A 22809-nucleotide genomic window follows, 5' to 3' on the forward strand; every position below is an offset into this window, starting at 1 on the left:
TGTTCCGTCGGGCCGCCCTTAGCCCGTCGGGCCTCCCTTTGCCCGTCGAGCCTCCCTTTGCCCGTCGAGCCTCCCTTAGCCCGTCGAGTGTGAATCGTTGGCTTTCGCTGTGAATCTGCGGCGGCGACACGCCGATCGGGCGCGCCGTCAGTTCACACTCAAAGCCGTCAGCTCACACTCAAGGTTGCGGCTCTGGGCTGAGCGGCGGGCGGGCGATCGCCGCTAGACCTCGACGGCGAACGTCGGCAGCGGCTTGCCGCTCTTCCAATGCCTGAGCAGCGCTGTCGCCAACTCGCCATAGGCCGACGCGCCCTTGTTCTTGCGGCCCGCCATCACCGACGAACCCGAGGCGCTGGCCTCGGCGAAACGCACCGTGCGCGGAATCGGCGGGGCCAGCACCGGCAGGCTGTAGCGGTCGGCGACATCGAGCAGCACGTCGCGGGTGTGGGTGGTGCGCGAGTCGTACAGCGTCGGCAACGCGCCGAGCAGGCGCAGCTCCGGATTGGTGATCTGCTGGACATCGGCGACCGTGCGCAGGAATTGGCCCACACCGCGATGCGCGAGCGTCTCGCACTGCAGCGGCACGATGACCTCGTCGGCGGCCGTCAGCCCGTTGAGGGTCAGCACACCCAGCGACGGCGGACAGTCGATGATCACCACGTCGAACCGGTCGGCGAGTTTGGCCAGCGCGCGCTTGAGCGCGTATTCGCGCCCTGCCCGCATCAGCAGCATGGCCTCGGCGCCCGCCAGGTCAATGTTGGCCGGTAGCAGCGTCATTCCCTCGGCCGTCTCAACCAGCGCGGCGTTGGGCTCGACCTCGCCGAGCAATACCTCGTGCACGGAGACCGGGAGTTTGTCCGGGTCTTGGCCCAGCGAGAAGGTCAGGCAGCCCTGCGGGTCGAGGTCGACCAGCAGGACCCGCTTCTTCTCCTCCACCATCGCCGCCCCCAGCGAGGCAACGGTGGTCGTCTTGGCGACGCCGCCCTTCTGGTTGGCCACCGCCAATACCCGGGTCCTACTCACTGGCCGCCCGCCCCTCCGCATCGCCGCGCGCTCACAGTGCCATCCTGGCATGTTCGTCCACCATGCGCTCGGGCCCGGCAGCCACCGCATGTCGTCCGGCAGAATCATTCTCTATGGGCTTGCATGATCACCGTTTGGTGCTGCTGCGCCACGGCGAGACCGAGTGGTCGAAGTCTGGCCAGCACACCGGCCGCACCGAGGTCGAGCTGACCGACGCCGGCCGTGAACAGGCCCAGCTGGCCGCCGGGGTGCTGGGCGAGCTCAAACTTGTTGACCCACTGGTGATCAGCAGCCCGCGGCGACGCTCGCTGGTCACCGGCGAGCTGGCCGGATTGTCCGTCGACGACGTGACAGAACAGCTCGCCGAGTGGGACTACGGCTCTTATGAGGGCCTGACCACCGAACAGATCCGGGAATCGGTGCCCGACTGGCTGGTGTGGACGCACGGATGTCCGGGCGGCGAGAGCGTCGCACAGGTCAGCGAGCGCGCCGACGCGGCGGTCACGACGGCGCTGCGGCACATGGAGTCGCGCGACGTGGTCTTCGTCAGCCACGGCCACTTCTCGCGCGCGGTGATCACCCGCTGGGTCGAACTGCCGCTCGTCGAGGGCAGTCGCTTCGGCATGATCACCGCGTCGATCGCGGTCTGCGGGTTCGAGCACGGGGTGCGACAGCTGCGGGCGCTCGGGTTGACCGGCCAGTGAATCACGAACCGCCGTTCGCGTTGTGCGGGCCGACCCGAACCCTGATCGCCGACGGCGTGTTGCGGCGCTACTGCGACGTGGGCGCGGCGCAGGCGGCGCTGCGGTCGAATCAGGCGCCGATTGTGTTGGGCGCGTTGCCTTTTGACGTCAGCAGCCCGGCCGCGTTGCTGACGCCGCGCGCCGTCGACGTCACCCACGGGCTCCCGGACTGGCCGACGGGCCCGCTGCCGCCGGTGCGGGTGGCCGCGGCGCTTCCGCCGCCGGGTGACTACCGCGACCGGATCCGCCGCGCCCGCGATCAGCTCGCCGCAGCCGACAACCCGCTGCACAAAGTGGTCTTGGCGCGCGCCTTGGAGCTGGTGGCCGATGCCCCCATGGATGCGCGGGCCGTCCTGCGCCGGCTCGTGGCCGCGGACCCGGCGGCCTACGGCTACCTCGTCGATCTGAGCGCCGCCGGCGACGGCTACGCGGGCGTGGCCTTGGTGGGCGCCAGCCCCGAACTCCTGGTGGCGCGCAGCGGCGACCGCGTCGAGTGCCGGCCGTTCGCGGGGTCGGCCCCGCGGGCCGCCGACCCGGATGCCGACGCCGCCAACGGCGCCGCGCTGGCCGCCTCAGCCAAGAACCGGCACGAGCATCAGCTGGTGATCGAGACGATCCGGGCGGCCCTGCAGCCGTTGTGCGACGACCTGTCGATCGCCGCCGAGCCGCAACTGAGCCGCACCGCCACGGTCTGGCACCTGTGCACGCCGATCAGCGGACGGCTTCGCGATACCTCAACGAGCGCAATCGATTTGGCTTTGGCGCTGCACCCCACCCCGGCCGTCGGAGGCGTCCCGACCGAGGCGGCGGTCCAGCTGATCGCCGAGCTGGAGGGCGACCGCGGGTTCTACGCGGGGGCGGTCGGCTGGTGCGACGCCGCCGGCGACGGCCGGTGGGTGGTGTCGCTGCGCTGCGCGCAGCTGTCGGCGGACCGGCGCAGCGCGCTGGCTCGCGCCGGCGGCGGTATCGTCGCCGAGTCCGATCCCGACGACGAAGTCGCCGAGACCACAACGAAATTCGCCACGATACTCAACGCCCTAGAAGTCCAACGATGACCACAGACATCCGTCGCGCCGCGCCCCACGACGTCGCCGCCATCACCGAAATGATCCACGCGTTGGCCGAATTCGAGCACGCCGCCGATCAATGCACTGTCACCGAAACACAAATATCCGCAGCGCTTTTCGGTGACCGCCCAACGGTGTACGGACACGTGGCGGAGGTGGACGGCGAGGTCGCGGCGATGGCGCTTTGGTTCGTCAACTTCTCCACCTGGGACGGCGTGGCCGGCATCTATCTGGAAGATCTGTTCGTGCGCCCGGGATTTCGCCGCCGCGGGCTGGCCCGGGCGCTGCTCGCGGCGCTGGCCAACGAATGCGTGCAGCGGGGCTACACCCGGTTGTCCTGGGCGGTGCTGAACTGGAACACCGACGCCATCACGCTCTACGACGGGATCGGCGGGGAACCGCAGAACGAGTGGACCACCTACCGGCTGTCGGGGTCGCAGTTGGCGTGGCTGGCGGAGTCGCCCTGACCGCCGGCGGCCCAGCGCACCGCGGCCGGGCTGAACAGCAACCCCAACACGACCAGCGCGACAAGCCCGGCCGGGATCCCGTAGCCGGGCTGGTGTGATCCGACCGCGAGGTACCACGCCACCGGCAGCAGGAGCAGCTGGGTGATCACGGCCAGGCCGCGGCCCCAGCGCTTGCCCAGCATCAGCGCGCGGCCCGCGGCGATCACCCCGGCGCCGACGAGGACGAACCAGCCGGCGGTGGCCAGACCGTTGGCCACGTGCTGGTCGGCCCCGGCGATCCCGCGCACCACTAGGACCACGGCCACGATCAGCGCGGCCACCCCCTGCACGGCGACGACGACGCCGGCGCGGCGGACGGCGGTCGGGGCGGATGGCGGCGTCACAGCGCCAGCGTAGTCAGGGCGGCGACGCTCCTCCTCACGCCGCGCTGCGGCGCGCATCGTCGCATCGCCTAACCCGATTGCGGCGCTCCTCCTCACGCCGCGCTGCGGCGCGCATCGTCGCACCGCCTAACCCGATTGCGGCGCTCCTCCTCACGCCGCGCTGCGGCGCGCATCGTCGCACCGCCTAAGCTCGTGCTTCATGCGGGCCGTGCTGATCGTCAACCCCACAGCCACTTCCACCACGCCGGCCGGTCGCGATCTGCTGGCCCACGCCCTCAAGAGCCGGCTACAGCTCAGCGTCGAACACACCAACCACCGCGGGCACGGCACCGAGCTCGCGCAGAAGGCCGTCGCCGACGGCGTCGACCTGGTGGTCGTGCACGGCGGCGACGGCACGGTGAGCGGGGTGGTCAACGGTCTGCTCGGCCGCCCCGGCACGCTTCCGAGCGGCCCGGTGCCCGCGGTGGCCGTGGTGCCCGGCGGTTCGGCGAACGTGCTGGCGCGATCGCTGGGCGTCTCTGCGGATCCGGTCGCGGCCACCAACCAGCTCATACAGTTGCTCGACGACTACCAGCGGCGCGGCACGTGGCGCCGGATCGGCCTGATCGACTGCGGCGAGCGGTGGGCCGTGTTCAACACCGGCATGGGTGTCGACGCCGAGGTGGTGGCCGCGGTCGAGGCCGAACGCAGCAAGGGGGGCAAGGTCACCGCGTGGCGCTACATCCGCGCATCGGTGCCGGCCGTGTGGGCCTACACTCGCCGCGAGCCGATGCTGACGCTCGAACTTCCCGGCCGCGAACCCATCACAGGGGTGAGCTTCGCGTTCGTTTCCAACTCCAGCCCGTGGACGTTCGCCAACGAGCGGCCGGTGTGGACCAACCCAGGCTGCAGCTTCGAGTCGGGACTGGGGGTGTTCGCGCCGACCAACCTGAAGACGATCCCGACCCTGCGGATCGTCCGGCAGATGTTCGCAAAACGGCCCACGTTCAACTTCAAGCACCTCGTCACCGAGGACGACCTGCCGTGCGTGCGAGTTACCTCGACCGGGGGCCCCGTCGCCTGCCAGTTCGACGGGGATTACCTCGGCGTGCGCGAAACCATGACGTTCAAGTCGGTGCCCGACGCGCTGGCGGTGGCCGCCCCTCCTCAGCAAAAACGACGCTGACCTGCGGCGACGCGTGGGCTGTGGCGCACGCGACACCAACACGGGCGGGGAGAGGCCCGTCAGTGTAGTACAACGGAGTAAGGGCTTGACTACGAGATGATCAAAGTGAGATAGCCCACGAGCGAACTCACACTATTGACATCTGTTGAGCCTGTGAAACGATCAAAAGGTTGCATGCAGAAATTTACGTAGGGGTGCGGCCCCTTTTCTTCTGCACGCGTTTAACAGCCGAAGAAAATAGCCGTGCGCCTTGCTGCGCACTCAGTAAGGAGTAAAGACGTATGGATTGGCGCCACAAGGCGGTCTGTCGTGACGAAGACCCGGAGCTGTTCTTCCCGGTGGGGAACAGTGGTCCGGCGCTCGCGCAGATCGCTGACGCGAAACTGGTCTGTAATCGGTGCCCGGTGACCACAGAGTGCCTCGGCTGGGCCCTGAACACGGGCCAGGACTCCGGCGTCTGGGGCGGCATGAGCGAAGACGAGCGGCGTGCGCTGAAGCGTCGCAACGCCCGGACGAAGGCCCGCAGCGGGGTTTAACCCAGATAACGCAAAACGGTGCGGCCTCGACGATTGTCGGGGCCGCACTCTTGCGTGTGCCTACAGCAGCATTCGGGTCCGCCGACCGATCGGGACGCGCAGCACCACGTCGGTGCCTCGGGCCGGGGCCTGGCTCATGCCCAGGGTGCCGTCCAGTTCCGCCGACACCAGCGTCCGCACGATCTGCAGCCCGAGGCTGTCGGAGGTCTCGAGGCTGAAGCCGTCGGGCAGCCCGCGGCCGTCGTCGTGCACGACCACATCCAGCCAGCGCGCGGAGCGCTCGGCCCGGATCGTCACCGACCCTTCCTCGACCGCCGGGTCGAAGGCGTGCTCGATCGCGTTTTGCACCAGCTCGGTGATCACCATGATCAGCGCCGTCGCGCGGTCCGAGTCCAGCACGCCCAGATCGCCGACCCGGTTGATGCGGATCGGCCGGTCCACCGAGGCCACGTCGTTCATGATCGGCAGGATTCGGTCGATGACCTCGTCGAGGTTGACCTGCTCGTCCACCGACATCGACAGCGCGTCGTGCACCAACGCGATCGACGACACCCGGCGCACCGACTCGATGAGCGCCTCCCGCCCCTCCGCGTTGGCCGTGCGGCGGGCCTGCAGGCGCAGCAGCGCCGCGACGGTCTGCAGGTTGTTCTTCACCCGGTGGTGGATTTCGCGAATGGTGGCGTCCTTGGAGATCAGGGCCCGGTCGCGGCGCTTGACCTCGGTGACGTCGCGGATCAGCACCGCCGCGCCGGCGCTGGCGCCGTCGACCACCAGCGGCAGCGTGCGCAGCAGCACGGTGGCTCCCCCGGCGTCGACTTCCATGCGCATGCTGCGCCCGCCGGCCACCAGATCCCGCACATGCTCGGCCACTTCCTGCGCCTCGAACGGATCCGAGATCAGCGGGCGCGTGACCTCGATGAGGTTGTGTCCCTCCAGGTCGGCGGTCAGGCCCATGCGGTGGTAGGCCGACAGCGCGTTGGGGCTGGCGTAGTCGACGACGCCCTTGACATCGAGGCGGATGAAGCCGTCGCCGACCCGGGGGGTGGAGCGCGACATCACCACGTCCCCCGCGTCGGGAAAGGTGCCCTCGGCGAGCATGTGGACGAGGTCGCCGGCGCACTGCCGGTAGGCGATCTCCAGCTGCCCGGACGCGCGGTCGGCGGCCACCGCGGTCTGATGATGCGTGAGCACGGCGACCACCTGGCCGCCGTATCGCACCGGGGACGCCTCGACGTGCGTGCCCGGCAACCACGAATTCTCTTGGCCCGCAAGGTCATCCCTCTTGGCGGTGCCCGACGCGAAGGTGTCGGCGACGAGGATCAGCCGCTCGGAGGAGATGGCGGTGCCCACCGCATCGGTCTGTAGCACCGTGGGCGCGGTATTGGGGCGGCATTGCGCCACGCACACCAGCACGCCGTCGTCGCGACGTACCCACATCAGGTAGTCGGCGAACGACAGGTCGGCCAGCAGCTGCCACTCCCCTACCACCGCGTGCAGATGGTCGACCGCGTTGCCCGGCAGCATGGTGTGTTCGGCGAGCAGATCACCGAGAGTTGACATCGCTTACTCCCCGGGTCGTTCCCCGGCGGCCGGTCGAAGGGGCCCGACCGGCTAGCTGATCACCGCGATGATGTCGCCCGCCTGAATGACGTCGCCCACCGACACGCTCACCTTGCTGACGGTGCCGCCGACCTCCGCAAGGACGGGGATCTCCATCTTCATCGACTCCAGCAGCACCACGATGTCGCCTTTGCCGATCTGATCACCCTCGTTGACAACGACTTCGAGCACGCTGGCCACGATCTCGGCGCGCACATCCTCGGCCATCTTCACCCCACTCGTTTCGGCCTCTGCGCAGGCTGGCCGCTGGTCATCGCTGGTTGTTGGTCCATCGCTGGTTGGTCCATCAACGTTCTATCAGGTCGCCTACATCGAACCACAGGCCCCACCGCGACGACGGCGCCCGGCCCCTCCCGCGGGCCGCACCAGGGCGAAGACACTGCGCGACGCGTCTCATGAGAGACTGGACGACAAGCCAACCGGCGCCAGGCGCCTGGTTTGACAGCAATCAACGGAGGTTCGACCCATGGCCAAACGAGGCCGTAAGAAGCGCGACCGCAAGCACAGCAAGGCCAACCACGGCAAGCGGCCCAATTCCTGAGGACGCTACTGCGTACCCCGGATGATGGTGGTGCGCCGAATCTCGAGCCGTAGCCGCTCGCGCAGGCCCTCCGGGGCCCTCTCACCTTTGCACTTGGTGGCGATCAACGCCTTGATCCGCTCTTCGAGCCCGTAGTGCTTGAAGCAGCCGGGGCACGCCTCGAGATGCCTGCGCAGTTGTTCGCGGGTGTCCGGGCCGCATTCACCGTCGAGCAGCAGCCATACCTGGCGGATGACCTCCGCGCAGCCGACGCTGCCGTGGGACTCGTCGTTAGGGCAGGCATCCGCCGAAGCACCGCCCTGGCCGGCGAACTCGCTCATGACGACACCTCCTCGTGCGCCTGCTGACCGCGGTTGAAGCCCCGCTCCTTGGCAACGTCGGCCAACAGGCCGCGCAGTTGCCGTCGACCGCGGTGCAGCCGTGACATTACCGTTCCGATGGGCGTGTCCATGATTTCCGCGATTTCCTTATAAGGAAATCCCTCGACGTCGGCGTAATAGACCGCCATCCGGAATTCCTCCGGCAAGGCCTGCAGCGCGTCTTTGATCTCGGAGTCCGGCAGCGACTCCAGCGCCTCCACCTCGGCCGAACGCAGCCCGGTGGAGGAATGCTCGGCATTGGCGGCCAGCTGCCAGTCGGTGATTTCCTCGGTCGGGTACTCCGCGGGCTGGCGCTGCTTCTTGCGGTAGCTGTTGATGTAGGTGTTGGTCAGGATCCGGTACAGCCACGCCTTGAGATTGGTCCCGGCGCGAAACGAGCGGAACCCCGCGTAGGCCTTCACCATCGTCTCTTGCAGCAAATCCTCGGCGTCGGCGGGATTCCGCGTCATGCGCAGCGCACCGCCATAAAGCTGGTCCAGCAGGGGAATCGCGTCGCGCTCGAACCGCGCCGTCAATTCCGCGTCCGTCTCTTCGGGCGCCGCGGGTTCGGTGATGGACGGCCCCGCCGCGCTATCGCGGCCATCTAGAGAATCGGCCATATCGATTAACCCGGTCCCTTCTGCTGCGGTGTTACCGGAAAGCACCGAAAGTGCCACCGGACTCGCAAGGACGCCAGCCAACTGCTCCTCGCCTAACAGGCTCGTCGCCGTTGACACCACGCTGCTCCTCCCAATCTAAAGGCTCACCCCGACAGCTTTTGCCCGGGTGTGACCCACCGCATCGAAAACCAATTGGATCAACCGCGCGCGCGATCCGGCTATTTCCGGGCGGAATTCGGCCCGCGATATCGGTGCCCGCTCCCCGGCGTAGACCCCGATCGGACCGATTCGGGCGTGGCGTTAGTGTGACGCCATGTCCCTGAATGGCAAGACCATGTTCATCTCCGGCGCCAGCCGAGGCATCGGCCTGGCGATCGCCAAGCGCGCCGCGCAGGACGGTGCCAACATCGCCCTGATCGCCAAGACCGCCGAGCCGCACCCGAAGCTGCCGGGAACGGTGTTCACCGCGGCCAAGGAGCTCGAAGAGGCGGGCGGGCAGGCCCTGCCGATCGTCGGGGACGTCCGCGACCCCGATTCGGTCGAGGCGGCCGTGGCCAAGACCGTCGAGCAGTTCGGCGGCATCGACATCTGCGTGAACAACGCGTCGGCGATCAACCTGGGTTCGGTCACCGAGGTGCCCATGAAGCGGTTCGACCTGATGAACGGCATCCAGGTGCGGGGCACGTACGCGGTGTCGCAGGCATGCATCCCGCATCTGAAGGGCCGCGAGAACCCGCACATCCTGACCCTGTCGCCGCCGGTGCTGCTGGGCCGCGAGTGGTTGAAGCCGACGGCGTACATGATGGCCAAGTTCGGCATGACGCTGTGCGCGCTGGGCATCGCCGAAGAAATGCGGGACGAGGGCATCGCGTCGAATACGCTGTGGCCGCGCACGCTGGTGGCGACGGCCGCGGTGCAGAACCTGCTCGGCGGCGACGAGGCGATGGGCCGGGCCCGCAAGCCCGAGGTGTACTCGGACGCCGCCTACGTCGTCCTCAACAAGCCGTCCAGGGAGTACACCGGCAACATGCTGCTGTGCGAGGACGTGCTGGTGGAATCCGGCGTCAAGGACCTCTCGACGTACGACTGCGTGCCGGGTTCGAAGCTGGGCGTGGACTTCTGGGTCGACGGCGTCAACCCGCCGGGGTACTCGGGGCCCTAGTCGTGATCGCAAGCGCGGCGCAGCCGGGCGCCGCGGGTCACGACCAGCGGAGGTAGCCGGTGGGCGGCGCGGCCACTCCGGGCATCGCCGCGTTGATGAAAGCCGGTGTGCCGCACCAGGTTCTGCACTTCGACGCGGTCACCGACCTGTCCGAGTCGTCCGACGTCGCGCCCGAACAGGTCTTCAAGACCCTGATCGTCGCCCTGCCGGGTGAGCTGGCCGTCGCGATCGTGCCGGTGCCGTGGCGGTTGTCGCTGAAGGCGGTCGCCGCGGCGCTGGGTGTGCCCAAGGCCGTCATGGCCGAGCCGGCCGCCGCCGAGCGGGCCACCGGCTATGTGGTGGGCGGCATTTCGCCGTTCGGTCAGCGCAAGCGGCTCCGCACGGTCCTGGACGCCTCCGCGTTGCGCTGGGATCGGATCCTGTGCAGCGCCGGCAAGCGGCATTATGACGTCGCGGTCGCGCCCCGGGACCTGATCCGCCTCACCGGCGCGATCACCGCCGACATCAGCCGAACGTGACGACGACCTTGTCCGCGGCGCCCGGAGTCTGGGCGAGCTCGAGCGCCTCACCGACGCTTCCGAACGGGATGGTGTGGCTGACGATCAGCGCGTATTTCTCCCAGTTCGCGACGAGATCCTTGGTCACCTCGAAGATTTCGTCGGGGTAGCCCATGCTCCCCAGCAGGGTGATCTCGTTGCTCATCAGGTTGATGAGGTCGACGGGCACCGGCTCCTTGTGCACGCCGACGATGCCGACGGTGGCGCCCTTTTGCGCCGCGGCGAGCGCGGTGTTGACGACGGCGGGCACACCGGCCGCGTCGAGATAGATGTTCGTGCCGGCCTTTCCGGGGTACATGCTCTCGCCCGCGCCGTGCAGTTCGATCAGCCGCGCCACGACGTCCTCGTCGCCGGAGTTGATGACGGCGTCGGCGCCGATCTGCAGCGCCTTGTCCAGCCGGCCGGGGAGCAGGTCCACGACGACGACGTGGCTCACGCCAAGGGATTTGAACGCCAGCGTGGCGCCCAGGCCGATCGGTCCGGCGCCGAACACGGCGACCTTGTCCGTCGGCTTGGGTCGGCACCGGTTGGCGCCGTGGCGCGCGACGGCCATCGGCTCGTTGAGCGCCGCGACCTCCCACGGGACGTGGTCGGGGATGACCTCGAGACTCGTACCGCGCACGGCGTTTTCGATGAGCAGGTAGTCGGCGAGCGCGCCGCTGGGCCCGCCGTTGCCGATGATGCCGCCCGGGGCGGCCATCGGGTTGATGACGACGTGGTCGCCGACGGCCAGGCCGCTCACCTTCGCGCCGACCTCCGCGATCTCCCCGGCGGGCTCGTGTCCGAGCGGCGTGTGCCCCTGGCGCGGGGGCAGCCCGCCGATGGTGATGTAGAAGGCGTCCGAGCCGCAGATGCCGCAGGCGCGCATCCGGACCAGTACGTCGTTGGGGCCCACCGTGGGACGCTCGGCGTCGAGCACCTCGGCCTTGCCCGGGCCGGTGACCATTGACATCTTCATCGGTGACTCCTCCGTCTTACGGTCAAGCCGCCATGGATTGCAGAAACCCCGGCCAGTCGGGAAACAGTGCCCGGTCCACGATCTCGATGCGGACTCCAGCCGGGTCGACGTAGTAGGCGAACATCGACAGCGTCTCGCCGCTGGGTCGCGCCTCGAGCCGGTACCCGCTGCGTTCGAGTTGCGCTGCGGCACCGGCCATGTCGTCGACCCAGTAGCCGATGTGGTGGGCGCCGCCCCCGGGCGGCGGGGTCCAGATCGTGCCCGGCACAGCCTGAATCACCTCCAGGTGCGGTGCGTCCACCGAGTAGACAAACCGGAACGGCACTTCGATGTCGCCGTCCGCGGTAGCCACGCTCAACGTGGCATCGACCGGTTTCGTCCACCGGTACCCCATCACCCCAGTGAGCCGTTCCGCGGCGGCGGCCATATCGTCAACCACCAGCCCGGTGTGATAGCAGTCCGCCGGATTCATGCTGTGCCTTCCAGTTCGATGTCGAACATATCGAGATATTCGGCGAAGATCGGTTCGAGCGCTTCGACGGTCAGGCCGTACTGGTCGAGGGTGTAAGCATTGAGCGCGAACCGGTCCTGGGGGTGCTCGGCGAGCCAATTGCGCATCCGCGCTTCGGATTCTGCGGTCAGCGGCTCGTCGGCCCATTCGTAGATGCGCCGCATGACGTCCATCGGGTCACGCATCATCTCGTGGTAGTACATGTGGAAGAAGCGCTCGTCGCCGATGCGATCGCGGGCGCGCAGCGGCCGCTCCACGTGGTAGCGCATCTGCGCCATGGCGTTGCGCCCCATGGCATTCAGGTCGATGGCATCGGGATGCAGCACCATCCCCTTGGGCAGCTTCCACAGGTTGCACAGCGACCCCGTCGCCCTGTAGGGGTCGCGGTGCGCCCAGATCAGCCGGGCGTCGGGGAACACCTTGAGCAGCGCCTCGATATGCACCGAATGCGACGGCATCTTGAGGCTCCAGTTGCCAGGTGCGGTGGACTGCAACACCTGCAGGTAACGCTTCTGATATTCGTACGTGCTGGTCATGTCGGCCTCGTGGAACAGCCATTCGGCGTAGCGCGAGGTCGACAGGAACGAGTCCCAGGACAGCCCCTTGAAATCCTGATTGTGGATGAACATGTCCTCGGTGGGCCCATCGGCGTCTTCCCAGTGCGGCAGCGGCACTTTGGCCTGCGTGACCATGTCCAGGATTTTGCGCTGTTCCTCCAGCAGGGCCAGGCAGCGCGGGTCGGTGCGCAGCGCCTCGGTAGTGGCCGGCGGGATCGGGTGCACGCACTGCCAGTGCAGCAGCGAGCGCCGGGCCGGATCCTGGTCGAGCAGGTAACTGATGACCGTGGTTCCGGTGCGGGGCATGCCCAGCACGATCAGCGGTCGCTCGACGGGCGCGTCGAGGACTTCGGGGTGCTCCTGGATGTAGGCGTGGACCTGCATGCGCCGCCCGAGCGCGTCGGTGGCGTCGGTGAGGACGCGTTCGCGGCCGAACGGGGTGAACGCGGGCGAACTGTTGAGCTCGTCGAGCATGATGGCCAGGCCGTCTCGCCACGAGTCGGAATCGATCTCGGTGAGGCCGGTGCGCTGTGCGGCCAGCTTGAAGACGTCGTCGGTGGTCGAGACGTTGTCGAAGTTGTTGTCGCTCATCGTTTTAGACCGTCAGGTATCCGCCGTCGACGGCGATGGTGGTGCCGGTGATGTACGAGGCGGCGTCGGTGCACAGGAACAGCGTCGCGCCGGCGCAGTCCTGGGGTGTGCCGGGCCTGCCCAGGGGCGTGTGGAAGCCGATCTCGACGTCCATCACCTCGGGAATGCCAATGGCCGGGTGGGTCATTCGGGTGTCGATGAGCCCGGGTGCGATGGCGTTGACCCGGATCCCGTCGTTGGCCCATCGCCGCGACAGGTTCATCGTGAGGGCGATCAGGCCCATCTTCGACGAGGCGTAGCCGGGGACGAACACGGCGGAGCGGAACGCGGACATCGACACGACGCTGACGACGCTCGCCCCGCCGGGAGCCTGGCTGGACTTGAGCAGGTCATGGCAGCGCATGGTCAGCCGCATCGGGCCGAACATGTTCTGCGTCACCGACGCGACGTAGCCGTCCGGGTCGTATTCGTCACCCGCCGGGTAGGGGCCGCCGGCGTTGTTGATTAAGATGTCGAGCTCACCCAGCGAGTCCGCCAGGGCGTCAACCGATTTCGGGTCCTGTATCTGGCACTGGCGGTAGGTGTAGGCGCTCAGATCCGTCTCGGAATAGTCCGCGGCGGACCCGCGGGTGCCGGTGACGGTGACGGCCGCGCCCGCCCCGGCGAATGCGGCGGCGATGGCGTTGCCGATGCCGCTGGTGCCGCCGGTCACCAGCACGGTGGCGCCGGTGAAATCGAAGTTGACGGTGTTCATTCGGGTGACCTCAGTTCGTTGATGGATTTGGTGAGCCACGCTTTTTCCCAGAAGTTGTCGGCGTCGGCCAACAGCGCCTCGTGGGCTTCGGCGGCGACGGCACGTGCCGCCGCGTGCAACGGCTGGGCGGCCAGGATCAGGTCGGTGAGGTGGATGGCCTGCACCGGCCGCCCGGCCGCCAGGTGCGCGCGGGCCGCGTCGACGAGGCCGTCGGCCCCGGCGGTGCTCACCACATCGGCCGCTACGGAATCCGGTGCCACACCGTACAGTTCGGTGGTGGAGCGATGCCGGAACCACCCGGTGTACATCTCCCAGATGGCGCGCACATTCCACGAGGTCTTGCCGTACCCTTCGCCGATGTCGAGGTGCTCGGGCACGGTGACCTCGCGCATCGCGGTATGGACGTCGGCGCCGGAATTCATCAGTTCGGCGGTGCGGTCGTGCACGGCCTGCATGGCGTCATGCATCGCGGTGACTTCCTCCGCGATGCGGTCGGCGCCCTCGATCGGGTCGAAGTGGCCGGTGATCAGTCGCTGCGGTCCGTATTCGAGCACGGTGTTCAACGACTCGATGTAGAGAACGGGATCGCGATAGCGGTCGCCGCGGATGGTCATCAGATTCGGGACATGCCCGAATAGCGGGCCGAACAGGTTGCCGGTGAACAGGATTCGCTCCTGCGGCAGCCACACCACCAGTGCGTCGGTGGTCTCGCCGCCCGGCGTCCACGCCAGCTCGAAGGTACGCCCTCCGACGGTGATGTTGTGGCGCTGGTCGAACGTCGTCGTCGGCTCGGGGAACGAGAAGTCGATGGTCGCGGGGTCAAGGGTCTTGAAGTGCTCGAGCACGGCGTCGGAGAACTTCTGGAAGGCGAACGACGTCTTGGGCACCCGGTAGCCCATGAGCAGTGTGTTGTCGTCGCGCCAGTACCGGTAGTTGCGATGCATCACGACGTTGGTGCTCTCGTCGCGCAGCGCGTTCACCCCGCCCCAATGGTCGGCGTGCCCCTGGGTGACGATGATGGCCCGTGTCGGGCCCGGCACCTTGGCAAAAGCCTTGCGGTGCAGCGGCCCCTCGAAGACCAGCCCGCTGTTGACGATGACCCTCCCCTCGTCGGTGGCCACCGCGTAGGCGTTGGAGACGCCCGGCGACATCCAGACGCCGTCGCCGAGGGCCAGCGCGGGCGTGTCCGTCGCCGCCGACAGGTCGCCGGCCCCGGGCCGCTCCCGATGAATCCCAGCCATGACTGGCGATCCTCTACAGTTCTAGAGGTAAAGTCAATATACATGGGATTGCAGGGTCTGATCGACAAGGTGGCGGTCGTGGTCGGCGGCGCCACCGGCATCGGCGCGGCGACGGCCGCCCGTCTCGCCGGCGAAGGCTGCCGGGTAATCGTCGGCGACGTCGCCGACGACGGCGCGCGGCAGACGGCCGAACGCATCGCCGCGACCGGCGGCACGGCGACGCACGTGGCTTTCGACCTGGCGGATCCCGCGTCGGTCGCAGGGCTGATCGACACCGCCGCAACGACTTTCGGCGGCGTGGACCTGCTGTTCAACGTGGGCGCCGACATGAGCATCATCCGGGCCGACACCGACGTGGTGGACATCGATTTCGACGTCTGGGACCGGGTGATGGCGGTGAACCTGCGCGGGTATGTGGCCGCGATGAAATACGCCATTCCGAGAATGCTGGATCGCGGCGGCGGTGCCATCGTCAACATGTCGTCGGCGGCGGCGTTCCAAGGAGAGCCCGCGCGCCCGGCCTATGCCACCGCGAAGGCCGGCATCGGCGCGCTCACTCGCCACGTCGCGTCGCGGTGGGGGAAGGACAACATCCGGTGCAACGCGGTCGCGCCCGGCTTCACCGCGACCGAGACCATCCGCTCGGTGCCGCAGTGGCCGGACCTGGAGGCCGGCGCGCTCAAGCGCATTCGCGGACCGCGCGTCGGCGAGCCCGGCGACATCGCCGCGCTGGTCGCCTTCCTGCTGTCCAGGGAGGGCGAGTGGATCAACGGTCAGGTCGTCAACATCGACGGCGGCACCGTCCTTCGGTGACCCATGGCCGCCAGTACGAGATCCCGCAAGCGCGACGGCGATGAACGCCGCCGCGACCTGTGCGACGCGGCGATCCGGGTGCTGGCCGAGCACGGATCGCGTGGCCTCACCCATGGGCAGGTCGACCGCTGCGCCGGCGTCCCCGAGGGCACCACGTCGTACTACTACCGCACCCGCGCGGCCCTGCTGCGCGGCGTCGGCAAGCGCGTGGCCGAGATCGACGTCGCCAATTTGCAGTCGGTGATCGATGAGCCGGTCGACCCGGTCTCGCCGTTCGCGCACCTGGCCCAGCTGACCATGATGCAGGCCGACGGGACCGGGCTGATGCTGAACCGGGCGCGCCACGAGTTGCTGCTGGGCGCCGCGCGCGATCCCGATCTGGCCGAGACGTCGCAGGTGTTCGTCGCCCGGATCAACGCGATGGCCCGCGACGCCATCGCCCACCTGCAGCCGGACACCCGCGACCCCGAACTGCTGACCGCGCAGACCACCGCCGTCACGACCTTCATCGCCGGCATCTTCACCCGGCTGGCCGCCGGCGACCGCACCGTCGGCGACGCCGAGCAACTCACCCACCTGCTGGAGGCGGTGGCCACCGCCGTGGCGCTCGCGGCGCAGCGGGGTTAAGGGTCTCGGCTGGCGGCGAGCGCGTCATCTGCCTTCCTTGCCCTACCCTGACCAGGTTTTCGGATATCGGAAACGTATATTGAAATCCCTTGTGTCACTGTTGTTTCAGTGGTCACAATGCGGGGTTTTCTGTCGGTGGCCCTCGATAGTTTGACGGGTATGAGTTCGGGCGGCATCAGCGATCGGGACGCGATCAGCGCGGCCTTCGACGCGCTCGATGCCGCCATCGAGGGCGTGGGGGCACTGAGTTTTGATGCGCTGGCTCCTCGGGAATGCCTGGCGCTGTTGGAGCGCTGCGAAAACGTGCGCCGCCGGCTGCCGGTCCCCGAGCATGCGTTGATCAACCACCTGGCACGCCAAGCCAGCATCCAAGAACTCGGCGGCACCTTGCCCCACGCCATCGCCGACCGCACACTGATCAGCCGCGCCGAAGCCGCCCGGCGGGTCAAAGACGCCGCCGATCTGGGCCCACGCCACGGGCTAACCGGTGAACCCTTGCCCCCGGTGTTGGCGGCCACCGCCGCCGCTCAACGCCGCGGTGAGCTGGGTGCTGCCCATGTGGCGGTGATCCGCAGATTCTTTCGCCGCCTGCCCGGCTGGATCGGCACGGTCACCCGCGAGCGCGTCGAAGCCGACCTGGCCGGCCACGCCGCGTATCACCGGCCCGACGAACTCGACGGCCTGGCGCAGGTCCTCGAAGATTGCCTCAATCCCGACGGTCTCTTCACCGATGAGGACCGGGCCCGTAGCCGCGGGGTGACCCTGGGGCGCCAACGACCCGACGGCATGTCGGAGTTGCGGGGCCTGATCACCCCCGAACTACGCGCCACCTTCGAAGCCGTGGAGGCCAAACTCGGTGCCCCGGGCATGTGCAACCCCCTCGACGACATTCCGTGCGTGGAGGGGACGCCCAGCCAAGAGGCCATCGACGGTGATACGCGCTCGAAGGCTCAGCGCGGCCACGACGCCCTGCTGGCGGCGCTGCGTGGGCTGTTGGCCTCCGGGGAGTTGGGGCAGCACAACGGGTTACCGGCCTCCATCATCGTCACCACCACCCTGCAAGAGCTGGAGGCCGCCGCCGGGCGAGCCCTGACCGGCGGGGGCACCATCCTGCCGATGAGCGACGTGATCCGCCTGGCCCGCCATGCGCATCACTACTTGGCCATCTTCGATAGAGGAAAGGCCCTGGCGCTCTACCACACCAAACGCCTGGCCTCCCCGGGACAGCGAATCGTGTTGTACGCCAAGGACCGCGGCTGCACCGCACCGGGCTGCACCGTCTCGGGTTACTACTGCGAGGTGCATCACGTCACCGACTACGCCACCTGCCACAGCACCGACATCAACGACCTCACCTTCGCCTGCGGCCCGCATCACCGCATGCTCCAACCCGGCGGCTGGACCACCCGCAAGAACACGCGCGGCGAGACCGAATGGAAATCCCCACCCCACCTCGAGCGCGGCCAACCCCGCACCAACACCTACCACCACCCCGAAAAACTCCTCCACCACGAACACGACGACGAAGCCGACAATCCCGGCGCGGCATAACCCGCGCGTGTTCCGCTAGAGAAGCCGTGCCTGCTCGGGCTCCGGCTCGGCCGGCTCGAGTAGCTGCGGGCCGTTGTTGCGCACGTTGTTGACCAGCGTCGACACCTCACGCGTGCGGATGGCGCGCACGTCGGGCGTGCGGGCCAGCAGTTTTTCGTCGATCGGGGCGTCGGGGTCGAGCCACCGGTCCCAATCGCGTTCGGGCATCACCAACGGCATCCGATCGTGGATCTGCGCGAGCTCCCCGGGCGCGTCGGTGGTGATGATCGTGCAGCTCAGCAGGGGCGACGCATCCTTGGCCGGCTTCCACACCGACCACAGGCCCGCCATGAGCAGCGGCTCACCGTCCTCCCGGTACATGAAAAACGGTGTCTTGCGGGACTTCTTGCCGGCCGCGGCGTCGGAATTGACCCGCCATTCGTAGTAGCCGTCCATCGGGATCAGGCAACGCTTGGACTTGGCGCTGGTCCGGAAGGCCGGCGAGCTGGTGACCTTGTCGGCGCGGGCGTTGATCAGCATCGGGCCCTTGGTTTCGGGCGCGCCGTCGGTGCCCGCCTTGGCCCACGGCGGCACCAAGCCCCAGCGCATCAGCCGCACCCGCCGCGTCGGCTCGTCCTCGGGTTCGGAATGCCGGCTGACGACGGTCGCGATGGTCGAGGTCGGAGCCACGTTGTAGTTGGGCGCGCTCGAATCGGCGTCGGCGCCGGTGGTCTCGTCGATCGCCTTGATCTTCTGGGCCAACAGGGCCGGGTCGGTCGTGACCGCAAACCGTCCGCACATACCTCCATGGTGGCAGAAGCCACGGGACTCCTATGGGTGGCAGAAGCCACGGAACTCCTATGGGTGGCAGAGCCACCGAACTCCTGTCGGTGGCAGAAGTCGCGAACTCCTATTGGTGGCAGCAACCGGTGACAGGCGATGATGGACCGGTGACTACGTGGACGGCCCCCCAGGCACCGCAACCGGTGCACGCGACCGTGACCGTTCCCGGTTCGAAATCGCAGACCAACCGGGCCCTGGTGCTGGCGGCGCTGGCGGCCGCGCAGGGCCCGGGGTCCCCGGGCTCGCCCAGGGGAGGCACCCCGACCATCAGCGGGGCACTGCGCAGCCGGGACACCGACTTGATGATCGGCGCGCTGCGCACGCTGGGCCTGCGCCTCGACGGCGACGGGACGGAGTTGACGGTCAGCGGCAGCGTGGTGCCGGAACCGATGGCACAGGTCGATTGCGGCCTGGCGGGCACGGTGCTGCGGTTCGTACCGCCGCTGGCGGCGCTCGCCGAATCGATCGTCGAGTTCGACGGCGACGAGCAGGCCAGGGCGCGGCCCATCGCGCCGCTACTCGACGCGCTGCGCGGGTTGGGCGTGCGGATCGACGGCTCGGGTCTGCCGTTTCGGGTCCTGGGCACCGGCGCGGTCCCCGGGGGCACCGTCGAGATCGACGCCTCGGCCTCGTCACAGTTCGTCTCCGGGTTGCTGTTGTGCGCGGCCTCTTTCGCCGAGGGGCTGACGGTGCGGCACACCGGTTCGGCGTTGCCGTCGGCGCCGCACATCGCGATGACGGTGACGATGCTGCGCCAGGCCGGCGTCGACGTCGACGACTCCGTCCCCAACCGCTGGCGGGTGCGACCCGGGCCGGTCGCGGCCCGGCACTGGGTGGTCGAGCCGGACCTGACGAACGCCGTCCCGTTCCTGGCGGCGGCCGTCGTCACCGGCGGCGCGGTGCGCATCACGGGATGGCCGGCGAACAGCGTGCAACCCGCCGAGCACATCCTGGCTGTGTTGGGCAAGTTGAATGCCGTTGTCACCCAACATGATTCGTACCTGGAGGCGCGCGGCTCCGGGGACTACGGCGGTTTTGATGTCGACCTGCGCGCGGTCGGCGAGCTGACACCGTCGGTGGCCGCGCTGGCGGCGCTGGCCGCCCCGGGCTCGGTGTCGCGCCTGTCCGGCATCGCCCACCTGCGCGGCCACGAGACCGATCGGCTCGCCGCGCTGAGCACCGAAATCAACCGCCTGGGCGGCGATTGCACCGAAACGCCCGACGGCCTGGTGATCACCGCAACACCGCTGCGGCCGGGCGTCTGGCGCGCGTACGCCGACCACCGGATGGCGATGGCGGGCGCAATCGTCGGGCTTCGGGTAGCCGGCGTCGAGGTCGACGACATCGGCGCCACCACCAAGACGCTGCCCGACTTTCCGCGGCTGTGGGCCGACATGCTGACCGCCCAGGAAGACCGCGGCATGTGAAGCCCGGCGACTACGACGAGTCCGACGTCAAGATCCGCTCCGGCCGGGGTTCGCGGCCGCGGACCAAGACCCGTCCTGAGCACGCCGACGCCCAGGCCGCCATGGTGGTCAGTGTCGACCGCGGCCGCTGGGGGTGCGTGCTGGGCGGCGACGTCGACCGTCGGGTCACCGCCATGCGGGCCCGGGAACTGGGCCGCACGCCGATCGTCGTCGGCGACGAGGTCGATGTGGTCGGCGATCTGTCCGGGCGGACGGACACGCTGGCCCGCATCGTGCGCCGCGGTGAGCGCCGAACTGTGTTGCGGCGCACCGCCGATGACACCGATCCGACCGAACGGGTGGTCGTCGCCAACGCCGACCAGCTGCTGATCGTGGTGGCGCTCGCCGACCCGCCTCCCCGCACCGGGCTGGTGGACCGGACGCTGATCGCCGCCTATGCCGGCGGACTCACCCCGATCCTGTGCCTGACCAAGACCGACCTCGCCCCGCCGGAGCCGTTCGCGGAGCAGTTCGTCGACCTGGATCTGACGGTGGTCGTCGCGGGCCGCGACGATCCCCTGCTCGCCGTGGCGGATTTGCTCGCCGGCAAGATCACCGTGCTGCTCGGGCATTCCGGCGTCGGCAAGTCGACGTTGGTGAACCGGTTGGTGCCCGACGCGGACCGCGCCGTCGGCGACGTGACCGACATCGGCCGGGGGCGGCACACCTCCACGCAATCGGTCGCGCTCCCACTGGCGACGTCGGGCTGGGTGATCGACACGCCGGGCATTCGCTCCTTCGGGCTGGCCCATATCCAGCCCGACGACGTCATGATGGCGTTCTCGGATTTGGCGGACGCCATCGAGGACTGTCCGCGCGGCTGCGGGCACATGGGCCCGCCGGCCGACCCCGAGTGCGCGCTGGACGCGTTGACCGGGCCCGCCGCCCGCCGCGTCGCGGCCGCCCGCCGGCTGCTGGCCGCACTCAACCAGGCTTCTTAGCCAGCCGCATGCCGAGTTCATCCGGCGGCACCAAATGTTCCTCGGCGCACCGGATTTCGACGCTGACCTCGGCACCGCAGCCCACGTGTGTCAGCCGCAGCCGGTGACGCCCCGGCAGATGATGCCTCCCCCACTCGAACATCGCCCACACTACCGGCATGAAATCGATGCCCGCCTGGGTGAGCACATACTCGTCGCGGCTGCGCTGGCCGGGCTCCCGATAGGGCTGGCGCCGTAGAAGTCCGAGCTCGACGAGCTCGGCCAACCGCGCCGACGTGGCGGCCTTGGTGATGCCCACCCGGCGGGCGAAGTCGTCGAAACGTGTGGTGCCGTAGTACGCCTCGCGCATGATCAGCATCGCGGATTTGGTACCGACGACCGCCATCGTCTTTTCGATAGCGCACTCGCCCACCGCCGACCAGGCGTCGCGGTCGGCCAGCGGCCCCTGCAGCAGTGTCATCTAAATCACCTCCCCGGCTGGGTTGCTTTCAGCATACCGAGGTGTTTATCTGAGTATAGCTTGATATACCCAGATGGACTCGAGGAGGAGCCATGACCCGCGACGCCGTCATCGTCGGAGCAGTGCGCACGCCCATCGGCAAGGGCAAGGCCAGTGGCGCGCTGCACGGTGTGCTGCCCGCCGACCTGCTCGCGCACAGCCTGCGCGAACTGGTGACGCGCACCGGTGTCGATCCGGCACAGGTCGACGATGTCATCGCCGGCGCCGTCACCCAGGTCGGGGACCAGGCCGTCAACATCGCCCGCAACGCCCTGCTGGGCGCGGGATTCCCGGAGACGGTGCCCGGTGTCACCATCGACCGCCAGTGCGGCAGCAGCCAGCAGGCCATCAGCTTCGCGGCACAGGGTGTGATCGCCGGTGCCTACGACCTGGTAATCGCCGCCGGCGTGGAATCGATGGGGCGCGTCCCGATGGGCAGCCAGGTGTCTCCGGGCAGCAACCCGTTCGGCGAGGGGATGGACGCGCGCTATCCCGACGGCCTGGTGCCCCAGGGCATCAGCGCCGAGCTGATCGCCGCGAAGTGGGGCTTTTCGCGCACCGAACTCGACGAGTTCTCCGCCGGCAGCCACGAGAAGGCGGCCCGCGCCACCAAGGACGGGCTGTTCGACAACGAGCTCATTCCGATTGCCGGGCTCGCGACCGACGAGATCATCCGCCCCGGTACGACGGTGCAGACCCTATCCGGACTGCAGCCGGCGTTCTATAGCGAGGCCGCCAAAGCCCGCTTCCCGCAGATCAATTGGGAGATCACCCCGGGCAATTCGTCACCGCTGTCCGACGGCAGCGCCGCGGTCATGATCACCAGCAGCGAGGTCGCCCAGAAACTGGGCCTGCGCCCGCTGGCCCGGATCCACACCACCACCGTGGTGGGCTCCGACCCCCTCTACATGCTGACCGGCGTAATTCCCGCCACCGAGAAGGTGTTGTCGAAAGCAGGGCTCACGCTGGCCGACATCGACCTGTTCGAGGTGAACGAGGCGTTCGCGCCCGTGGTGCTGGCCTGGGCGCACGACACCGGAGCCGATCTGGCCAAGACCAACGTCAACGGCGGGGCGATCGCGATTGGTCATCCGTTGGGCGCCAGCGGCGCTCGCATCATGACGACGCTGGTGAACGCTTTGGAGCAGCGCGGCGGCCGGTATGGGCTGCAGACGATGTGCGAGGGCGGCGGCATGGCCAACGCCACCATCATCGAGCGACTGGGCTAGGAGACG

Annotated in this window: 26 protein-coding genes; 13 read left to right on the plus strand and 13 right to left on the minus strand. The window is 68.6% G+C overall.

What is annotated here, in order from left to right:
- Positions 1-222 precede the first annotated feature (222 nt).
- Positions 223-1023 (minus strand): AAA family ATPase, encoded by an 801-nt coding sequence (locus tag W7U_RS15750; RefSeq protein WP_008259690.1) that lies wholly within the window; start codon positions 1021-1023, stop codon positions 223-225.
- Between the two features lie 113 nt (positions 1024-1136).
- Between W7U_RS15750 and W7U_RS15755 the strand changes: the two genes are divergently transcribed.
- Genes W7U_RS15755 through W7U_RS15765 form a run of 3 tightly spaced genes read left to right on the plus strand, consistent with a single transcriptional unit; the run spans position 1137 to position 3300 of the window.
- Positions 1137-1727 (plus strand): acid phosphatase, encoded by a 591-nt coding sequence (locus tag W7U_RS15755; RefSeq protein WP_008259691.1) that lies wholly within the window; start codon positions 1137-1139, stop codon positions 1725-1727.
- Positions 1724-2821: an isochorismate synthase gene (locus W7U_RS15760; RefSeq protein ID WP_008259692.1), complete on the plus strand. Its 1098-nt coding sequence runs from the start codon at positions 1724-1726 to the stop codon at positions 2819-2821. The genes W7U_RS15755 and W7U_RS15760 overlap by 4 nt, the downstream gene beginning before the upstream one ends.
- On the plus strand, positions 2818-3300 hold the full coding sequence (locus W7U_RS15765) for a GNAT family N-acetyltransferase (RefSeq protein ID WP_008259693.1): 483 nt from the start codon (positions 2818-2820) through the stop codon (positions 3298-3300). Before W7U_RS15760 ends, W7U_RS15765 begins: the two co-directional genes overlap by 4 nt.
- Here W7U_RS15765 and W7U_RS15770 read toward each other — a convergent pair.
- The gene (locus tag W7U_RS15770; protein ID WP_008259694.1) at positions 3252-3683 is read right to left on the minus strand and encodes a hypothetical protein; all 432 of its coding nucleotides are present in this window, start codon (positions 3681-3683) and stop codon (positions 3252-3254) included. The two genes, W7U_RS15765 and W7U_RS15770, sit on opposite strands and share 49 nt — an antisense overlap.
- Before the next feature lie 199 nt (positions 3684-3882).
- Here W7U_RS15770 and W7U_RS15775 point away from each other — a divergent pair, with 199 nt between their 5' ends.
- Complete coding sequence (locus tag W7U_RS15775) at positions 3883-4848, plus strand: diacylglycerol kinase family protein (RefSeq protein ID WP_008259695.1); 966 nt, start codon at positions 3883-3885, stop codon at positions 4846-4848.
- A gap of 281 nt (positions 4849-5129) precedes the next feature.
- Positions 5130-5384: a transcriptional regulator WhiB1 gene (whiB1, locus tag W7U_RS15780; RefSeq protein WP_003874607.1), complete on the plus strand. Its 255-nt coding sequence runs from the start codon at positions 5130-5132 to the stop codon at positions 5382-5384.
- Between the two features lie 60 nt (positions 5385-5444).
- Here whiB1 and W7U_RS15785 read toward each other — a convergent pair whose 3' ends face one another.
- From W7U_RS15785 to W7U_RS15800, 4 genes are all read right to left on the minus strand, one after another.
- Positions 5445-6944 (minus strand): sensor histidine kinase, encoded by a 1500-nt coding sequence (locus W7U_RS15785; RefSeq protein WP_008259697.1) that lies wholly within the window; start codon positions 6942-6944, stop codon positions 5445-5447.
- Between the two features lie 51 nt (positions 6945-6995).
- Positions 6996-7211: a biotin/lipoyl-binding carrier protein gene (locus W7U_RS15790; protein WP_008259699.1), complete on the minus strand. Its 216-nt coding sequence runs from the start codon at positions 7209-7211 to the stop codon at positions 6996-6998.
- 339 nt (positions 7212-7550) lie between these two features.
- Positions 7551-7865 carry a mycothiol system anti-sigma-R factor gene (gene rsrA / locus W7U_RS15795; protein WP_008259700.1) on the minus strand — a complete coding sequence of 105 codons (315 nt, stop codon included), beginning with the start codon at positions 7863-7865 and terminating at the stop codon, positions 7551-7553.
- Positions 7862-8524, minus strand: a complete 663-nt coding sequence (locus W7U_RS15800) for a sigma-70 family RNA polymerase sigma factor (protein WP_008259701.1) — start codon at positions 8522-8524, stop codon at positions 7862-7864. The genes rsrA and W7U_RS15800 overlap by 4 nt, the downstream gene beginning before the upstream one ends.
- 313 nt (positions 8525-8837) lie before the next feature.
- On the opposite strand from W7U_RS15800, the gene W7U_RS15805 reads away from it, so the two are divergent.
- Both W7U_RS15805 and W7U_RS15810 read left to right on the plus strand, forming a co-directional pair.
- Positions 8838-9686: an NAD(P)-dependent oxidoreductase gene (locus W7U_RS15805; protein WP_008259702.1), complete on the plus strand. Its 849-nt coding sequence runs from the start codon at positions 8838-8840 to the stop codon at positions 9684-9686.
- A 59-nt stretch (positions 9687-9745) separates the two neighbouring features.
- Positions 9746-10204 carry an aminoacyl-tRNA deacylase gene (locus W7U_RS15810; protein WP_008259703.1) on the plus strand — a complete coding sequence of 153 codons (459 nt, stop codon included), beginning with the start codon at positions 9746-9748 and terminating at the stop codon, positions 10202-10204.
- On the opposite strand, the gene W7U_RS15815 is transcribed toward W7U_RS15810, so the two are convergent.
- Genes W7U_RS15815 through W7U_RS15835 form a run of 5 tightly spaced genes read right to left on the minus strand, consistent with a single transcriptional unit; the run spans position 10191 to position 14855 of the window.
- Entirely contained in the window at positions 10191-11201 is a 1011-nt protein-coding gene (locus tag W7U_RS15815; RefSeq protein ID WP_008259704.1) for a zinc-binding dehydrogenase, read from the minus strand. The two genes, W7U_RS15810 and W7U_RS15815, sit on opposite strands and share 14 nt — an antisense overlap.
- Before the next feature lie 22 nt (positions 11202-11223).
- On the minus strand, positions 11224-11673 hold the full coding sequence (locus W7U_RS15820; RefSeq protein ID WP_008259706.1) for a VOC family protein: 450 nt from the start codon (positions 11671-11673) through the stop codon (positions 11224-11226).
- Positions 11670-12860, minus strand: a complete 1191-nt coding sequence (locus W7U_RS15825) for a sulfotransferase (protein ID WP_008259707.1) — start codon at positions 12858-12860, stop codon at positions 11670-11672. Before W7U_RS15825 ends, W7U_RS15820 begins: the two co-directional genes overlap by 4 nt.
- 4 nt (positions 12861-12864) lie before the next feature.
- On the minus strand, positions 12865-13614 hold the full coding sequence (locus W7U_RS15830; protein WP_008259709.1) for an SDR family oxidoreductase: 750 nt from the start codon (positions 13612-13614) through the stop codon (positions 12865-12867).
- Positions 13611-14855, minus strand: coding sequence for an alkyl sulfatase dimerization domain-containing protein (locus tag W7U_RS15835; protein ID WP_008259715.1), 1245 nt, complete (start codon positions 14853-14855; stop codon positions 13611-13613). Before W7U_RS15835 ends, W7U_RS15830 begins: the two co-directional genes overlap by 4 nt.
- 42 nt (positions 14856-14897) lie before the next feature.
- Between W7U_RS15835 and W7U_RS15840 the strand changes: the two genes are divergently transcribed.
- From W7U_RS15840 to W7U_RS15850, 3 genes are all read left to right on the plus strand, one after another.
- Entirely contained in the window at positions 14898-15668 is a 771-nt protein-coding gene (locus W7U_RS15840; protein WP_008259722.1) for an SDR family oxidoreductase, read from the plus strand.
- Between the two features lie 3 nt (positions 15669-15671).
- Positions 15672-16295: a TetR family transcriptional regulator gene (locus W7U_RS15845; RefSeq protein ID WP_008259727.1), complete on the plus strand. Its 624-nt coding sequence runs from the start codon at positions 15672-15674 to the stop codon at positions 16293-16295.
- A 159-nt stretch (positions 16296-16454) separates the two neighbouring features.
- The gene (locus W7U_RS15850; RefSeq protein WP_008259729.1) at positions 16455-17846 is read left to right on the plus strand and encodes a DUF222 domain-containing protein; all 1392 of its coding nucleotides are present in this window, start codon (positions 16455-16457) and stop codon (positions 17844-17846) included.
- A gap of 15 nt (positions 17847-17861) precedes the next feature.
- On the opposite strand, the gene W7U_RS15855 is transcribed toward W7U_RS15850, so the two are convergent.
- Positions 17862-18626, minus strand: a complete 765-nt coding sequence (locus W7U_RS15855; RefSeq protein WP_008259731.1) for an SOS response-associated peptidase — start codon at positions 18624-18626, stop codon at positions 17862-17864.
- A 149-nt stretch (positions 18627-18775) separates the two neighbouring features.
- Here W7U_RS15855 and aroA point away from each other — a divergent pair, with 149 nt between their 5' ends.
- Complete coding sequence (gene aroA / locus W7U_RS15860) at positions 18776-20095, plus strand: 3-phosphoshikimate 1-carboxyvinyltransferase (protein WP_008259733.1); 1320 nt, start codon at positions 18776-18778, stop codon at positions 20093-20095.
- Complete coding sequence (gene rsgA, locus W7U_RS15865) at positions 20092-21075, plus strand: ribosome small subunit-dependent GTPase A (RefSeq protein WP_008259735.1); 984 nt, start codon at positions 20092-20094, stop codon at positions 21073-21075. Before aroA ends, rsgA begins: the two co-directional genes overlap by 4 nt.
- Here rsgA and W7U_RS15870 read toward each other — a convergent pair.
- Positions 21059-21535 carry a helix-turn-helix domain-containing protein gene (locus W7U_RS15870; protein ID WP_008259737.1) on the minus strand — a complete coding sequence of 159 codons (477 nt, stop codon included), beginning with the start codon at positions 21533-21535 and terminating at the stop codon, positions 21059-21061. The genes rsgA and W7U_RS15870 overlap by 17 nt on opposite strands.
- A 92-nt stretch (positions 21536-21627) precedes the next feature.
- Between W7U_RS15870 and W7U_RS15875 the strand changes: the two genes are divergently transcribed.
- The gene (locus W7U_RS15875) at positions 21628-22803 is read left to right on the plus strand and encodes an acetyl-CoA C-acyltransferase (RefSeq protein WP_008259739.1); all 1176 of its coding nucleotides are present in this window, start codon (positions 21628-21630) and stop codon (positions 22801-22803) included.
- Positions 22804-22809 lie beyond the last annotated feature (6 nt).

Source organism: Mycobacterium sp. H4Y, from assembly GCF_000364405.1.
GTDB lineage: Bacteria > Actinomycetota > Actinomycetes > Mycobacteriales > Mycobacteriaceae > Mycobacterium > Mycobacterium intracellulare.

What these genes read in the sequence shown, in the direction of transcription:
- W7U_RS15855 (WP_008259731.1), bottom strand. Translation starts at nt 18,626, where the DNA reads ATGTGCGGACGGTTTGCGGTCACGACCGACCCGGCCCTGTTGGCCCAG.
- W7U_RS15755 (WP_008259691.1), top strand. Translation starts at nt 1,137, where the DNA reads ATGGGCTTGCATGATCACCGTTTGGTGCTGCTGCGCCACGGCGAGACC.
- W7U_RS15765 (WP_008259693.1), top strand. Translation starts at nt 2,818, where the DNA reads ATGACCACAGACATCCGTCGCGCCGCGCCCCACGACGTCGCCGCCATC.
- W7U_RS15830 (WP_008259709.1), bottom strand. Translation starts at nt 13,614, where the DNA reads ATGAACACCGTCAACTTCGATTTCACCGGCGCCACCGTGCTGGTGACC.
- W7U_RS15775 (WP_008259695.1), top strand. Translation starts at nt 3,883, where the DNA reads ATGCGGGCCGTGCTGATCGTCAACCCCACAGCCACTTCCACCACGCCG.
- W7U_RS15825 (WP_008259707.1), bottom strand. Translation starts at nt 12,860, where the DNA reads ATGAGCGACAACAACTTCGACAACGTCTCGACCACCGACGACGTCTTC.
- W7U_RS15845 (WP_008259727.1), top strand. Translation starts at nt 15,672, where the DNA reads ATGGCCGCCAGTACGAGATCCCGCAAGCGCGACGGCGATGAACGCCGC.
- rsrA (WP_008259700.1), bottom strand. Translation starts at nt 7,865, where the DNA reads ATGAGCGAGTTCGCCGGCCAGGGCGGTGCTTCGGCGGATGCCTGCCCT.
- W7U_RS15875 (WP_008259739.1), top strand. Translation starts at nt 21,628, where the DNA reads ATGACCCGCGACGCCGTCATCGTCGGAGCAGTGCGCACGCCCATCGGC.
- W7U_RS15785 (WP_008259697.1), bottom strand. Translation starts at nt 6,944, where the DNA reads ATGTCAACTCTCGGTGATCTGCTCGCCGAACACACCATGCTGCCGGGC.
- W7U_RS15850 (WP_008259729.1), top strand. Translation starts at nt 16,455, where the DNA reads ATGAGTTCGGGCGGCATCAGCGATCGGGACGCGATCAGCGCGGCCTTC.
- W7U_RS15790 (WP_008259699.1), bottom strand. Translation starts at nt 7,211, where the DNA reads ATGGCCGAGGATGTGCGCGCCGAGATCGTGGCCAGCGTGCTCGAAGTC.
- whiB1 (WP_003874607.1), top strand. Translation starts at nt 5,130, where the DNA reads ATGGATTGGCGCCACAAGGCGGTCTGTCGTGACGAAGACCCGGAGCTG.
- W7U_RS15815 (WP_008259704.1), bottom strand. Translation starts at nt 11,201, where the DNA reads ATGAAGATGTCAATGGTCACCGGCCCGGGCAAGGCCGAGGTGCTCGAC.
- W7U_RS15820 (WP_008259706.1), bottom strand. Translation starts at nt 11,673, where the DNA reads ATGAATCCGGCGGACTGCTATCACACCGGGCTGGTGGTTGACGATATG.
- W7U_RS15840 (WP_008259722.1), top strand. Translation starts at nt 14,898, where the DNA reads ATGGGATTGCAGGGTCTGATCGACAAGGTGGCGGTCGTGGTCGGCGGC.
- W7U_RS15805 (WP_008259702.1), top strand. Translation starts at nt 8,838, where the DNA reads ATGTCCCTGAATGGCAAGACCATGTTCATCTCCGGCGCCAGCCGAGGC.
- W7U_RS15870 (WP_008259737.1), bottom strand. Translation starts at nt 21,535, where the DNA reads ATGACACTGCTGCAGGGGCCGCTGGCCGACCGCGACGCCTGGTCGGCG.
- W7U_RS15800 (WP_008259701.1), bottom strand. Translation starts at nt 8,524, where the DNA reads ATGGCCGATTCTCTAGATGGCCGCGATAGCGCGGCGGGGCCGTCCATC.
- W7U_RS15835 (WP_008259715.1), bottom strand. Translation starts at nt 14,855, where the DNA reads ATGGCTGGGATTCATCGGGAGCGGCCCGGGGCCGGCGACCTGTCGGCG.